The 13,665-nt window shown below is 44.2% G+C and carries 11 protein-coding genes; 2 read left to right on the forward strand and 9 right to left on the reverse strand.

Annotation, left to right across the window (positions count from 1 at the left end; genetic code table 11):
• Positions 1–6: 6 nt before the first annotated feature.
• From ACPW7J_RS11920 to ACPW7J_RS11950, 7 genes are all read right to left on the reverse strand, one after another.
• The gene (locus tag ACPW7J_RS11920; RefSeq protein ID WP_425755317.1) at positions 7–1,560 is read right to left on the reverse strand and encodes a lysine 5,6-aminomutase subunit alpha; all 1,554 of its coding nucleotides are present in this window, start codon (positions 1,558–1,560) and stop codon (positions 7–9) included.
• Positions 1,561–1,573: 13 nt separating this feature from the next.
• Entirely contained in the window at positions 1,574–3,217 is a 1,644-nt protein-coding gene (locus tag ACPW7J_RS11925) for a MutS-related protein (protein ID WP_161874198.1), read from the reverse strand.
• Between the two features lie 23 nt (positions 3,218–3,240).
• Entirely contained in the window at positions 3,241–4,257 is a 1,017-nt protein-coding gene (locus ACPW7J_RS11930; RefSeq protein WP_161874199.1) for a hypothetical protein, read from the reverse strand.
• Positions 4,258–4,367: 110 nt separating this feature from the next.
• Positions 4,368–5,630: a lysine 2,3-aminomutase gene (ablA, locus tag ACPW7J_RS11935; protein ID WP_161874200.1), complete on the reverse strand. Its 1,263-nt coding sequence runs from the start codon at positions 5,628–5,630 to the stop codon at positions 4,368–4,370.
• Between the two features lie 104 nt (positions 5,631–5,734).
• A complete protein-coding gene (locus ACPW7J_RS11940) occupies positions 5,735–6,766 on the reverse strand; it encodes a zinc-binding dehydrogenase (protein WP_161874201.1) in 1,032 nt (343 codons plus the stop codon).
• 215 nt (positions 6,767–6,981) lie between these two features.
• On the reverse strand, positions 6,982–8,028 hold the full coding sequence (locus ACPW7J_RS11945) for an L-erythro-3,5-diaminohexanoate dehydrogenase (RefSeq protein ID WP_202623917.1): 1,047 nt from the start codon (positions 8,026–8,028) through the stop codon (positions 6,982–6,984).
• Positions 8,029–8,210: 182 nt separating this feature from the next.
• On the reverse strand, positions 8,211–10,283 hold the full coding sequence (locus tag ACPW7J_RS11950) for a sigma-54 interaction domain-containing protein (RefSeq protein WP_425755318.1): 2,073 nt from the start codon (positions 10,281–10,283) through the stop codon (positions 8,211–8,213).
• A gap of 162 nt (positions 10,284–10,445) precedes the next feature.
• Between ACPW7J_RS11950 and ACPW7J_RS11955 the strand changes: the two genes are divergently transcribed.
• Positions 10,446–10,838, forward strand: coding sequence for a hotdog fold domain-containing protein (locus ACPW7J_RS11955; RefSeq protein WP_161874203.1), 393 nt, complete (start codon positions 10,446–10,448; stop codon positions 10,836–10,838).
• A gap of 101 nt (positions 10,839–10,939) precedes the next feature.
• Complete coding sequence (locus tag ACPW7J_RS11960; protein WP_425755319.1) at positions 10,940–12,181, forward strand: IS256 family transposase; 1,242 nt, start codon at positions 10,940–10,942, stop codon at positions 12,179–12,181.
• Positions 12,182–12,405: 224 nt separating this feature from the next.
• On the opposite strand, the gene ACPW7J_RS11965 is transcribed toward ACPW7J_RS11960, so the two are convergent.
• Positions 12,406–12,858, reverse strand: coding sequence for a PaaI family thioesterase (locus ACPW7J_RS11965; RefSeq protein WP_161874204.1), 453 nt, complete (start codon positions 12,856–12,858; stop codon positions 12,406–12,408).
• Between the two features lie 116 nt (positions 12,859–12,974).
• Positions 12,975–13,658, reverse strand: a complete 684-nt coding sequence (locus ACPW7J_RS11970; RefSeq protein ID WP_161874205.1) for a V-type ATP synthase subunit D — start codon at positions 13,656–13,658, stop codon at positions 12,975–12,977.
• Positions 13,659–13,665: the final 7 nt, after the last annotated feature.

Consider the following 13,665-nt stretch of genomic DNA (forward strand, 5'->3'; position numbering starts at 1 on the left):
ACCTCCTTATTCGTGATCCATAAACAATTCAATGAACGGATTGAAGTAGTTTTCACCTTTAGTGCAAACGCCTTCCAGTCCGTGACCACCGTCAAACGGACGTTTAACGCCGCCGAAGATACCCTTTTCAATAGTGGAGAAGAGACCTTCTTTTTCTACCTCAGCAAGGAGCGCGTCAGCTTTGCCCAGCACTTCCTGTGCTCTCTTCTGAATGATACCGTCCTTCTTAAACTCTACTTCATCACCGATATGTCTGCAGTTATTGAAGATATAACGAGCGTTTTCGATGGAAAGATATCTGTCCTGCATCAGCGGTGTATGAATCGCTTCTGTCAGCATACCTGTCAGCAGGATGGACTGATTGGTCCATACAGTTACCAGGTTGAACAGCGCGTCCTGCAGATGGCCTCTGAAGATGTTGCCTGTCATAAACTTTGTAGGCGGCATGTATTTTAATCTTGCCTTCGGGAAGATTTCTCTTGCCATCTGTGCCTGAGACAGTTCAAGGAGGAATCCGTCCTCAGTGGATGGATCCATTTCAAACGCATGGCCCAGACCCATCTGTTCTTCAGGAATATTCGCAAGTACCGCGAACTGTTCGTTAATGAACTGGGAAGCAGTTACTGTATGCGCTGCTTCAATAGCATCGTCTGTAGTCAGATAATTATCTTCACCGGAGTTAAAAATAATACCGCAGTAACCGATGATAACACGGCTCATGAACTGGTCAACCAGCGTTCTCTGCATATTGATATCTCTGAACAGGATGCCGTAAATAGCGTCGTTTAACATAACATCCAGTCTTTCCAATGCACCCATTGCAGCGATTTCAGGCATGCACATACCGGAGGAATAGTTACAAAGTCTGATGTATCTGCCAACCTCTTCACCAACCTCATCCAGCGCTTTTCTCATGAGTCTGAAGTTTTCCTGCGTTGCGTATGTACCGCCGAATCCTTCAGTTGTAGCGCCGTAAGGTACATAGTCCAGCAGGGACTGTGCAGTTGTACGAATTACCGCAATTACATCTGCACCCTGCCTTGCAGCAGCCTGCGCCTGAATCACGTCTTCATAGATGTTACCGGTCGCAACGATTACATAGATATATGGTTCAGGACCTTCGCCGATGGTGTCAAGATATTCCTGACGCTTTGCCTTCTGCATATCGATTCTTTCAAAGGTAGCTTTGATTGCCGGCTTTAATGCCTCAGCAGCTTCCGCCTGTGAGCAGGTAGGAAGCTTAGTGATATCCAGCTTGCCTGCTGCCATTTCTTCGGCGATTTCCTGCGGGGTCTTGCCGGTCTGAACGATGGCGTTTCCCATCCAATAAGCAGCGCCTGTAGACAGCGCGCCCTCGTCCTTCAGCTGATCTACTACCACATTCGGCAGCGGAGTGTCAACATCGTCTACACCGTCGACACCCAAAAGTCTCAAAATCGTTCTTTCTGTGCTGACAGTAGTATGTCTGTCAATGAATTCCTGCATGTCGTGCGCGATATTTGCCGCATGCTGACGAGCACTGTCGACTACTTTTGGGTCAAGGTTCAGTTTGCTTTTCATCCTAATAGTCTCCTTATTTCAAATATTTTTTCGCTCCATCGATAATTTCCTTACCGATACCGAGCATTTTCGCAATGTTTAATGCATCCTTAGGTATTTCACGATTTTCCGTCACCTCATAAAGCCTGTAATCCATGTACTTACCGATGATATTAATCCGCTCTTTTCGGTTTGCATAGCGCAATTCACTGTCAAGCCGATTAAAATCCACATCCGCAAGACCGCGCACCTGCATATTAACAACGCCAGGTTCCTCACAGGCGGCCTCAAAATGCGTAGTGATCAGACTGATATATGGTTTTTCCATTAAATAATCTACCAGACTTCGGGTCAAAGCAAGACCCTCTACCGGGTTAGTTCCGCTGGCAATTTCATCGATAAGAAGAAGGGAGCGTTCCCTGCCATTATCCAGAATTTCTTTCAATTCTTCCATTTCACTGCCAAAACTGGAAAGTCCGCGTTCCACCGACTGACTGTCTCCTATAAGAATTTGCATATAATTCGACAATCCAATCCGCGCCGCTTTACACGGAACAAAAAAACCATATTGAGCCAGAATCGGTACTAAACCACATAGCTTGAGGGAGATTGTCTTTCCTCCCATATTTGCGCCGGTGATACAAGTAACGCCGTCGCGCAAAGAAATGCTTACAGGACAATAGTTCTTCTTCTTTGATAAAAGGATATCTTCTACCTGCAGCTGACGTCCTTCCGTGATCTCTACCACATGCTCATCTACGATCTCCGGTTTGACACATCTATGCCCGTCAGCATAAAGCGCCTTTGCCAGAGTGAAATCCAGTCGGCCAATTCTCGCACAATTGTCAAGAAGCGCCTCCTGGAAGTTACCAATCTCCCGAGATAATCTTTCTCTGATGATCGTTTCTTCTTCTTCAATCTCTGTATTCAAGTCTTCCATCTGTCCAGCAAGACCAAATACAGCCTCATTCTTTGTCAGCTCAAAAGTCACTGACATATAATCCTCATTTACAGCCTCCAGATCTGAAATCTGTCTGGCCTTTTCCAATAAATCACTGGATTTCGGAATTACCACATCAAATTTCGGTGTCAGAACAATGCCATATTCCTTCCGAATTTCCTCTTTACGCGTTTTTTGTTCACGACGAATGGCAATTTCCAATTGTTTTTTTTTCTTCCTAAACGCCGCCAACGTCTCAGAAAAATCATCATAAATATAGAACGTATTCATTCGATCCTTTCGCGGATCCAGAATATCCAGAAGTTCCTCCGTATCTTCTAACAAAAATTCCTCCGGCATGTCCGTCTTCGCGTTCCGGCAGATCTTCTCGATAGACCGCATGTTCAGCAGCAGTGATTTCACTTCATACAGCTCTACCACTGATAAAGCGCTTGTACTGCTTCGCTCTATCGTATAGGTTACGTCCTTCATCACCATAAAGGTTTCAGAAAGCAGGCTAATCTCCTTCTCATTTTCCCGAGCAAAGTCCATCATCACTTGAACTCTGTCCAGCTCCTCCCGCAAAGCAGCTTCCTGTCCGGGAAAAAACGGTTTCGTTTCTTTGAGAACTTTCTTTCCAAAAGGAGTATTGATATCCAAATGATTCATCACATATTCCAGTCCGGTTTCCGTTCTGGTTTTTACATTAGCCAGCCTTTTGCCAGCTCCCTGCAGCATAGCGCTATCTCCTTTCAGTCAACCTACATTCTAACGTCTATTACGGGTATCTCAGGCAAGGCCGTCTGCATTGCCTCCAGCAATACGCCGTGATCAAAAGAATATCCGCCAGGCGCAAAAGGATTCACTGTAACCGCGGCCACAGTAATATTATCCAACACCCTGACAGAAAAACCCTTTTTAATCAGCTGCCGCCAACCAATAGCGTCAATAAATATCTTGGTTGGATCTTTCAGGACAAACTGTACCTGCTTCAGCCTTGAAGGATGAATATCCGCAATGACACTATTTGTAAGCGCCCCTGGAATATACACGTATTCAGTATCTTTATCAATCGCTTCGTCGATAAAGCGGCTGCCGCCGAGCCCCGTCAAAAGATCCAGTTTTTCTGCCCGATCTCCTTTTATCAGCATAATTCGATCTTCCTTAATGTGATCGATAATCAGCTTCCTTGCATCTCCGTCCTCAAGAACAGGCAGATTATACAGATTAACAATATGAGATGTGTCCTCCACTACCTTCTTCAGGTTTCTTGACAAAACAGCTCCTGTTGCCAGAATAATAGCATCAGAAGTCTCCGGCGAGGCAATGGACTTTCTATCAATAGCGCCATCGATGAGAATCAACTCGCATCCCATGTCAAACATCTCCGCGCACATCTTCTTCGTATCAGCCGTTGCCACCGGTCCCGCGATTTGCACATATCCGCTGTCCGCCACCCGACAAAGCAGCAATTCCCCAATAGACGTTCTGTAATTGGATTTCCTCACGATTTCCAGACCTGCCTCAGCTAACTCATAAAGCTGCGTCGGTACAGACACAATCGTATCTTCATAGAGATATACTCTCGGTTTATCCGTTCCCGTTACCAGATCTGTCGTCTCGCCATCTCTGCCGGTGGAAGTAATACCGAGCTGCATCCCCTCGTCCATCGCTTCTTCTATCAAGTAATTGAGCGCTGTGGTCTTTCCGGCATTTTTAGCCATACCGACGATGGAAATCGTCTTATATTTCGTTGATAAATCGTAGAGTAAACCCATAATCCTAAACCTATCTATAAAAAATATCTTAAAATCCTTTTTATCCTCCGGTTAAAATCCCAGAGGTACAGAAAGGGGACCTTTGGCCCCCTTCTGCTATTTAACTGCTTTTATTCGTGCTTATTTCTTTCGTGTCTCAGCAGGTTGGCTGGTTCCATAGATTTGATCTGTAATCCTTCGCCTAATGCGGATACACCCTGATACTTATAAGTCTTCTTACCGGTGCAGTAGTCGCATGTGCACTTCAGATCCGGCAGACGAGGCTGCGTGTAAGTGGTGATAACGCCTTCATAATTTCTGAGAATTACCTTATCAGGAGTCTCGGAAATGATGTACTGCGGCATTACCGGAGTCTTTCCGCCACCGCCCGGCGCGTCAACTACGAATGTAGGAACAGCGTAACCGGAAGTATGTCCTCTCAGACCTTCGATGATTTCGATACCCTTCGCAACGGATGTTCTGAAGTGTTCGATACCTACAGACAGGTCGCAGATGTAGATGTAGTAAGGTCTTACTCTGTTCTTAACCAGCTTCTGTACCAGTTCTCTCATGATGTGCTTACAATCGTTAACACCTCTGAGGAGTACGGACTGGTTACCAAGAGGAATACCTGCGTCAGCAAGCTTTCTGCATGCTTCCGCTGCATCTTCCGTGATTTCCTGCGGGTGATTGAAATGTGTATTCAGCCAGATCGGGTGATACTTTTTCAGCATGTTTACCAGATTGTCGGTAATTCTCATCGGCATTACAACCGGTGTTCTGGAACCGATTCTTACGATTTCCACATGATCAATTTTTCTCAGCTCGCTGATGATGTATTCTAATGTATCATCTTCTACGCACAGAGCGTCGCCGCCAGACAGCAGTACGTCTCTGACAACCGGAGTTTTTCTGATGTATTCGATACATGCATCGATATCTTCTCTGGATCTTGCGCCGTCAGTCTCACCAGCAAGTCTTCTTCTGGTGCAGTGTCTGCAGTACATGGAGCACTGGTCAGTGATCAGGAACAGAACTCTGTCCGGATATCTATGTGTCAGACCAGGAGCTGGGGAATCAGCGTCTTCGTGAAGCGGGTCAGCATCGTCAGCTTCAGATCTGTGCATTTCTGCCAGAGTCGGAACTGCCTGCATTCTAACCGGATCTCTCGGATCATCTGGATCCATCAGGGAAGCATAGTAAGGTGTGATACCTACCCTGAATCCGCCGATAACCTTTTCAATGTCAGCTCTCTCCTGCTCAGTCAGGTTGATTACCTGTGCAATATCTTCCACAGTGGATAATCTGTGAGATACCTGCCAATGCCAGTCGTTCCACTGCTCGTCAGTAACATCCTTGAACAGAGGAATGTCCTTCCAATTTCTAATTGCCATAATAAATCTCCTTAAATTTACGGTTTAATATATGTGTATGATTATAATCACTTAGAAAAAACCGCAGCCCGCAGGGAGCTGCGGCAATACTGTTATACGACTGATTATGCGTACATTTCCTGGAACAATTTCTTCAGGCCTTCGTGTTCTCTCAGGCACTGCAGAGTGATAGCAGCGTGTCCCTTGGTGTAGCCGTTACCGATAATCATGTTAACGTCTTTACCAACGCCTTCTGCACCCAGAGCAGCCTTAGTGAAGCTTGTAGCCATGGAGAAGAAGTATACCAGACCGTCATCCTTACAAGCCAGGATGGAAGCCATTTCTGTATTTTCGATATTTACACAGTTGATAACGATATCAGCCAACTGTCCGTCTGTTAATTCCATAATCTTGTTGTACATACCAACAGCATCAGTAGCATCGTGTACGAAGTATTCGTCAGCCAAATCTAAGTTCTTAGCTCTGGCTTCAGATTTAGGAGAACCAGCTACGCAGATAACCTTACCAGTTACGCCAGCTCTTTTCTTTGCCTCATACAGGCACAAAAGACCGGATTTTCCGCCGCCACCGATAATAACTACAGTCTGTCCTGGTTTAACCAGTTTCGCAGTCTGAGCAGGAGCGCCGGCAACGTCTAATGCAGACAGAGCAAGTCCTTCTTCCATATCTTCAGGAAGCTTTGCATAGATACCGCTCTGGAACAGGATTGCCTGACCCTTGATGTCTACCTGGTCAATTTCAGGTCTTACTTCTAAGATTTCTTCGATTACCAGTGGAGTCAAAGACAGGGAAACCAGCGTAGCAATTTTGTCTCCTGGTTTCAGATCGCCTACATAAGCAGGTCCTACTTCCTTAACAGTACCGATCAGCATGCCGCCGGAACCAGTCCAAGGGTTCTTATGTTTACCAGCTTTAGCAACGATGCCAAGCATAGTCTTCTTGATTTCTTCGATGTCGCCGCCTGCCCTTCTTTCAATTTCAGTAAAAGAAGCAGAGTCAATGTTCAGAGTCTTAACGTCGATCAGCACTTCGTTGTCATAGATTTCCATAGTGTTGTCGATAACGTCTGCTGGCTGTGGCAGTACGCCTTTTGGTGAAATAACTCTGTGGGTTCCGTAAGGGCATCCTTTTTTCATAATAATCATCCTCCTAAGAATTTAATATAAAAATTTAAATTTTATGCCTGTGCATAATTGTTGACTAACCTCATTATAAGTCAGCCGCGAAGCAGTGTCTATACTACAAATTCTGTGAAACCTTCGGATTATTAAAAAAATAACGATCGAACCGTTTTGTGTTCGTTTTCTAATCAATATGAACTGAATTTGGTTCGATCTCTTTAAAACATACTTTACGCATAAAGCTCCGCGAACAATTTCATAATCCTTTCATCTTCTCTCAGCACCTGAAGCGCCGCATTAGCATGTCCTTTTGTGTAACCGTTTCCAACAATCATAGTAACATCCTTGCCTACGCCCTCAGCGCCAAGCGCAGCCTTCGTGAAAGAAGTCGCCATAGAGAAAAAGTATACCAGACCGTCGTCTTTACACGCAAGAATAGAAGACATCTCCGTATTCGGAATGTTTACAACATTGATAACAACATCCGCCAACTCTCCGTCTGTCGCTTCCATAATTTCATCATACATTTCGATGGCGTTAGTGGCATTAACAACCAAATATTCATCTGCACATTTTACAGACATGGCTCTGTTAAGAGATTTCTTGAATCCATCAACACAGATAACCTTTCCGTTTACGCCAACTTGCTTCTTCGCCTGCCAGCAGCATAAAATCCCAGACTTTCCGCCGCCTCCCATAACAACGACCGTATCGCCAGGTTTGCAGATCTTGGCAGTCTGCGCAGGCGCTCCCGCAACGTCGAGAACAGACAGAGCCAATTCCTTTGGCATATCCTTCGGCAAAATGCCATAAAGTCCGGATTGGAATAAAATTGCCTGCCCCTTTATATCTACCTGATCAATCTCAGGCCGTACTTCTTTGATTTCCTCAATCTTCAGAGGTGTCAGAGAAAGAGATACTAATGTCGCAATTTTATCACCCACTCTTAAATCACCTTCATAATTCGGTCCAATTTCCTTCACCTTACCGATCAGCATGCCTCCGGATCCCGTCCAAGGATTCTTATGCTTGCCTGTCGTCTCTACAATGTTCATGATAATTTTCTTAATTTCTTCAACGTCGCCCTCCGCTCTCTTTTCAATTTCCGTAAAAGAAGCGGAATCTATATTCAGCGTATGAACATCGATCAGCACCTCATTATCATAAATTTCCATCGTGTTATCAATCACATCAGCAGGCTGCGGCAGCGCTCCCTTTGGACTGATAACTCTGTGCGTACCGTAAAGGTCACCTTTTTTATAGATCTTGTTTTCCATATATATTACTCCTTTTTTATTATTATATCCGTGCGTCTCATTTCGTAAAAGCAAAATTCATGCCAAAATTAAAAACCCACTGTTTCCAATGGGTTTATCCTTTTCTCGTGATGAAATGCAGATATGATCGAACCGTTTCCAGCTCGATCACTTTCGATACGATTCACTTTGTGTTCACCTTCCTACAGTTCATACTTTTTCTTCTTTCTTACAAGCTGCGTCTGGCTGATCCCGAGAGCTCTCGCAACCTTTCGCGTAGATCCGAAATTTTCGCAGGCATGCTTGATGATATTCTTCTCAAAATTCTCTACCATTTTTTCCATATCCATATACTGACCCGTTTCTTCTGACACAGGCAGGCTAAATTCTGTTCCTTCGAAAACTTCAGCATGCAGTTCCCGCATTACATCAAGCAGCGAAATTTGCTCACCCTTGGCGGAAATCATCAAACGCTGCACCACATTCTCCAATTCCCTGATGTTGCCCGGCCACTCGCATTGCTTTAAATACTCTATAGCGTCTTCATCAATCTGACGCTGAATTTCAAACTTATCACTATACTTTTTCAGAAAATGACGTACCAATGCCGGAATATCGCCAGTCCGTTCCCTCAGAGACGGTACTCTGATCCTTACTACGTTAAGCCGGTAATACAAATCGCGCCGGAACACCTGTTCCTCAATAAATTCCTCAAGGTCACGATTTGTCGCAGATAGAATGCGTACATTGGTCTTAATCGGCGTCGTACCTCCTACACGGAAAAACTCCCCATCCTGAATAACGCGCAGCAGCTTTGCTTGCATATCAGCCTGCAGTTCGCCGATCTCGTCCAGAAAGATAACGCCGTTATCAGCCAGTTCAAAATATCCCTTCTTTCCTGTCGCGTTAGCTCCTGTGAACGCACCCTTTTCATATCCAAAAAATTCCGATTCAATCAGTGTTGGAGAAATTGACGCACAATTCACCTTTATAAAAGGCTGCATTTTTCGACTGCTGTTTTTATAAATAATGTTGGCAACCTTTTCCTTGCCGACGCCGGTATCTCCGGTAATCATCACATTGCAGTCATACTTCGCCACCGTGAGAATCTCATTAAGCACCGACGCCATCGCCCTGCTTTCACAAACAAAATCCTCCAGCATGGTTTGCCGTTGACCCGAAACCTCCATAAGGCGTGTCTGGCGGTTGATTGGATAAGACGGATCATCATCCATAGAGAGATTCGTTTCTACCGCTCCCTCAATGTATGGAACCAGGTCCTTTACGATTTCGATATCAAATTCATCATACGCCTCCAAATATCCGTCAGCGCAACGGATATCCAGTTGTCTCGAAATAGATTCCGTAATATACAGCGCAATATTATAATTGTTGATCAAATTAGCAAATACCACCGTGCCGCCGCTTTTTGTCGCCAATATATTGATCGTTTCCGCCCCCGGAATATCAGCGCAATTAACCGACAAATCAAAAAGCGCATCCGCTTTCAGATCTTCCAGACATTCCATCGGCTTAAGAATATCCACATAGTGCACCTCTGTAAAAACACGGCTGATCAGTTCGTCTATAGACCTCCCCTTCAAAACCATATCCGTCTTTCTATCCAGCAGGCAAACTACCTCCGCATCCTCTCGAGCAACCTTTCGAATCGCATAGCCAAACAAAAGGTTAGAAAGCAAATTGTTGCCTACAACCAGAAACTTCCGCTTTCCCACCGCAGTATTGCTGATCCTGTACAACGTGCCCGACTCATCAAAAGCAAAAAGCAATAAGTTGATTGGAATCCCCTCCGGACGTCTGACCAGCGGCACTTCATTATACAGCACAGCGTAGCCTTCTATCTCAACCTGTCCAAAAGCCCTGTCGATAGATAATATTTTATCTATATAAATAGGAACTGACGCCAGCGAAGCATTGCACAGCACTTCATCACCGGGCACAAATCCTTTCTTGTTTTCATATTCAGAGCCAATCTCCGCTACCACTCCATAGAATAATCCTCCCGTATCGGTGACAGGATTATGCAGTTTTCCCCTCCGGATAACGATATCCATGATCTTTTGACGGATTCGCTTCTCATTATTATTAGCCTCCAGGCAAATCTGCTTAAAGCTGGTCCCCTCAATATGTATCCTGCGGATATCCACTCGTATTTCCTCCGCCGCAATAGTACGGCTGTTATCCAGCCTCCATGCGGAGGTCGGCAGCACATGCTGCGGCTCCAGCACACGATTCGTTCCATAATTTTGGGTCATTTTTAATTCGCTCCTTTTTTCAGTGAACTCTTTTCGGTTCAATTGCTGTGTAATTTCAATAATACCCCATTGGCACACAATTTGCAATTGTTATTTATGTTTTTCCGATATATAATTGGAGTATAGAAATCGTTTTTAAGTTTAACAAAGGAGAATGAAACAATGGAAGAGAAAATTACATCATTGATCAGAGTCAGAATGTCTGCAAAGGACGCTCACTACGGCGGAGAATTAGTTGACGGCGCGCACATGGTTCACCTGTTTGGCGACGTAGCTACTGAGCTGCTGATCAAATTAGACGGAGACGAAGGTCTGTTCTGCGCTTATGACAACGTAGAATTCCTTGCTCCTACTTACGCTGGCGACTACATCGAAGCTTACGGTGAAATCACCAAGATCGGAAACACTTCCAGACAGATGAAATTTGAAGCAAGAAAGGTTATCGTATCCAGAAAAGACATCAACGCTTCCGCAGCTGATTTCCTGGAAGAACCAATCGTAGTAGCAAGAGCTACAGGTACTTGCGTAACACCAAAAGACTTCAAGAGAAAATAGTTTTTTCAGTTCAAAAGGAGACTGTGAAAAAAAGTCTGTAAATAGGTAAAAGAAAAAGGCCTTCTATGGTAAAATCAAATTATCATAGGAGGCTTTTTAAAATGGCAAAGAAAAAGGAAGTATACAAGGTAAAACCACTGACAGAAGGAAAAAAGAACATCATTGCAGCATTACTGGAAGAATACGACATCGAAACAGCAGATGATATTCAGGAGGCCTTAAAAGACCTATTAGGTGGCACCATCAAATCCATGATGGAAGCTGAAATGGATGAACATCTCGGCTACGGTAACTATGAACGCAGTGACAGCGATAATTACCGCAATGGTACAAAATCTAAAAAAGTACGCAGTAACTATGGAGAGTTTGAAATCAGTGTACCACAAGACAGGAACAGTACGTTCGAACCACAGGTAGTAAAAAAGCGTCAAAAGGATATCTCTGAGATTGATCAGAAAATCATCAGCATGTATGCAAGAGGGCTTACCACAAGACAAATCTCAGAACAGATTGAAGAAATCTATGGATTCGAATGTAGTGAAGGTTTTATCTCTGATGTAACAGATAAGATTCTGCAGGAAATTGATGACTGGCAGAAACGCCCTCTAGACGAAATCTACCCAATCATTTTCATTGATGCGGTACATTTTTCAGTCAGGGAAGATAATCAGATTAGAAAACTGGCAGCTTATGTAATTTTAGGATATACTCTGGACGGGATGAAAGATGTCATTCATCTTGAAATTGGAGAGAATGAGAGCAGCAAATACTGGCTAGGTGTACTAAACAGCCTAAAAAATCGAGGAGTCAAGGATATCATGGTCATCTGTGCAGATGGACTTAGCGGGATCAAAGAAGCAATTCAAGCAGCCTATCCGGATACGGAGTATCAAAGATGCATTGTACACCAAATACGCAATACGCTGAAATATGTGTCCTACAAAGATATGAAAGCTTTTGCCGGAGATTTGAAATCAATCTATCTGGCACCGGATGAGAAACAAGGATATGAAGCATTGCAAATTGTAACAGAAAAGTGGAATGATAAATATCCAAACGCGATGAAGAGCTGGGAGAAGAACTGGGATGTATTAACGCCCATCTTCAAATTCTCTATAGATGTGAGAAAGGTGATTTATACGACGAATGCCATCGAAAGTCTGAACAGTACCTACAAGAAATTGAATCGGCAGCGCACAGTATTCCCAAACGACAAGGCACTATTGAAATCACTGTATCTTGCAACCTTACAAGCAACGAAGAAATGGACACAGTCTTTAAGAAACTGGGGTAAAGTTTATGGAGAATTTTCCATCATGTATGGGGATCGTTTTCCTGTTTAATACAAAATAAAAGCATGCAAGGACTCCTTCAGAGAAAGGAGTCCTTGACATGGCTAAAAACATGTATTATATTATTTTCAACTAAGAACTATTGAAATTTCAAAGGTTTCATAGTTTCAAATTACCATAGAAGGTAATTTACAGACTTTTTTTCACAGTCTCTTCAAAAGCCCTTGCCGGTCTGGTACTCCCGGCAAGGGCTTTTGTTTATTCCCCATATACAATTACACCTGCAGACCCGGCATCTGCGCCTCGGTAGTTACAAAGCTTGCCATAGCTGACGCGCAAACCACGCCTGTTTCCCTGTCGGCAGCTTTTGCCATGCACCGAATCATACGTCTTCCCACATTCGTATATTCGATGCGAAAAAGAAAACTTTTCCCATTCATCGGTTTCAGATAGCTAACAGAAATGTCAGACGTAGACACCATCTTTGCCGAAAGCGCTACTGCTCCAATTCCCATGCCCGTATCAAAGATGCTGCAGATAATACCTCCATGAACACCCCCGTAAGGATTCAGCATCCACTCCTGCGCCTCAAATGAATATTCTACAAATTTCTCCTCCCGGCTGCAGTCCTCCAACTTTATATTCAGCCGCGCGTTAAGCCGTTCAGGCTGCATCCGATTTCGCTGAATAATCGTCTGTATTTCTTTTGCAAATTCGATGTCTTTCATAAACTCATCTCCATTCTTTTCATCATAGTCATTGTACCATGCCGCCAGTGGAATTCAAAGAAGAAACGCAGTCCGACCAAATATATCTTCAGCCAAACCGCGTTCCACTCATTCAACTATTCTCCAATAGCCCTCATACTCTTTTCCTGTTTTTCTCGAATCGCTTCAGCCAGCATCATATCCTTTACCTTCATCAGTCTGGTCTGATTGCCGCGTTCATTTTCATCTAGCTTCATCTGAATATAGCGAATCGTTGCCTCCAGCTTCGGAATCATTACATACTCCAACGCGTTAACCCTACGGCGCGTCTTTTCCAACTCTGCGGCAAGCAGCGCGGTTTCCTTTTCCTTCGCTGCCAGATCCAAAAGCATCGGAAACAATTCTGCCAACGCCGAAATAGCATTGTCCAGCTCTCCTGACGTACGGGCAAAACCATACGGAAAAATGTTAGACGAATCTTCCGCTGTAGTTTTAAAAGAAAATACTGGCACATCTACGCTCATGATATTCTTATTTCCGACCTCCAGGACAACGCCTTGTTTCGGAAACATCAGCGATTCTTCCATAACCTCCTGACTCATGATCGCGCTGGCTACCGTAAAATTCTTATATACTACAGCAAGTCGTTCTTCTACTTCCTGACGAAGCCGACCATTTTCCCGCGCCAATTCCAGAAACTCCTTCATCAACTCGTCACGCTTATCCTTCATCAGCTTGTGACCGCGAGAAGCCGTTTTCAAACGCTTTTTCAGAGACGTGAGCATCATTCTTGTAGGATTCACATTCATTCTTTCTGCCATGAATCAT

Source organism: Ihubacter sp. rT4E-8, assembly GCF_049852125.1.
In the GTDB taxonomy this organism is placed as follows: Bacteria; Bacillota; Clostridia; order Peptostreptococcales; family Anaerovoracaceae; genus Senimuribacter.

What these genes read in the sequence shown, in the direction of transcription:
- ACPW7J_RS11920 (WP_425755317.1), bottom strand. Translation starts at nt 1,560, where the DNA reads ATGAAAAGCAAACTGAACCTTGACCCAAAAGTAGTCGACAGTGCTCGT.
- ACPW7J_RS11925 (WP_161874198.1), bottom strand. Translation starts at nt 3,217, where the DNA reads ATGCTGCAGGGAGCTGGCAAAAGGCTGGCTAATGTAAAAACCAGAACG.
- ACPW7J_RS11930 (WP_161874199.1), bottom strand. Translation starts at nt 4,257, where the DNA reads ATGGGTTTACTCTACGATTTATCAACGAAATATAAGACGATTTCCATC.
- ablA (WP_161874200.1), bottom strand. Translation starts at nt 5,630, where the DNA reads ATGGCAATTAGAAATTGGAAGGACATTCCTCTGTTCAAGGATGTTACT.
- ACPW7J_RS11940 (WP_161874201.1), bottom strand. Translation starts at nt 6,766, where the DNA reads ATGAAAAAAGGATGCCCTTACGGAACCCACAGAGTTATTTCACCAAAA.
- ACPW7J_RS11945 (WP_202623917.1), bottom strand. Translation starts at nt 8,028, where the DNA reads ATGGAAAACAAGATCTATAAAAAAGGTGACCTTTACGGTACGCACAGA.
- ACPW7J_RS11950 (WP_425755318.1), bottom strand. Translation starts at nt 10,283, where the DNA reads ATGACCCAAAATTATGGAACGAATCGTGTGCTGGAGCCGCAGCATGTG.
- ACPW7J_RS11955 (WP_161874203.1), top strand. Translation starts at nt 10,446, where the DNA reads ATGGAAGAGAAAATTACATCATTGATCAGAGTCAGAATGTCTGCAAAG.
- ACPW7J_RS11960 (WP_425755319.1), top strand. Translation starts at nt 10,940, where the DNA reads ATGGCAAAGAAAAAGGAAGTATACAAGGTAAAACCACTGACAGAAGGA.
- ACPW7J_RS11965 (WP_161874204.1), bottom strand. Translation starts at nt 12,858, where the DNA reads ATGAAAGACATCGAATTTGCAAAAGAAATACAGACGATTATTCAGCGA.
- ACPW7J_RS11970 (WP_161874205.1), bottom strand. Translation starts at nt 13,658, where the DNA reads ATGGCAGAAAGAATGAATGTGAATCCTACAAGAATGATGCTCACGTCT.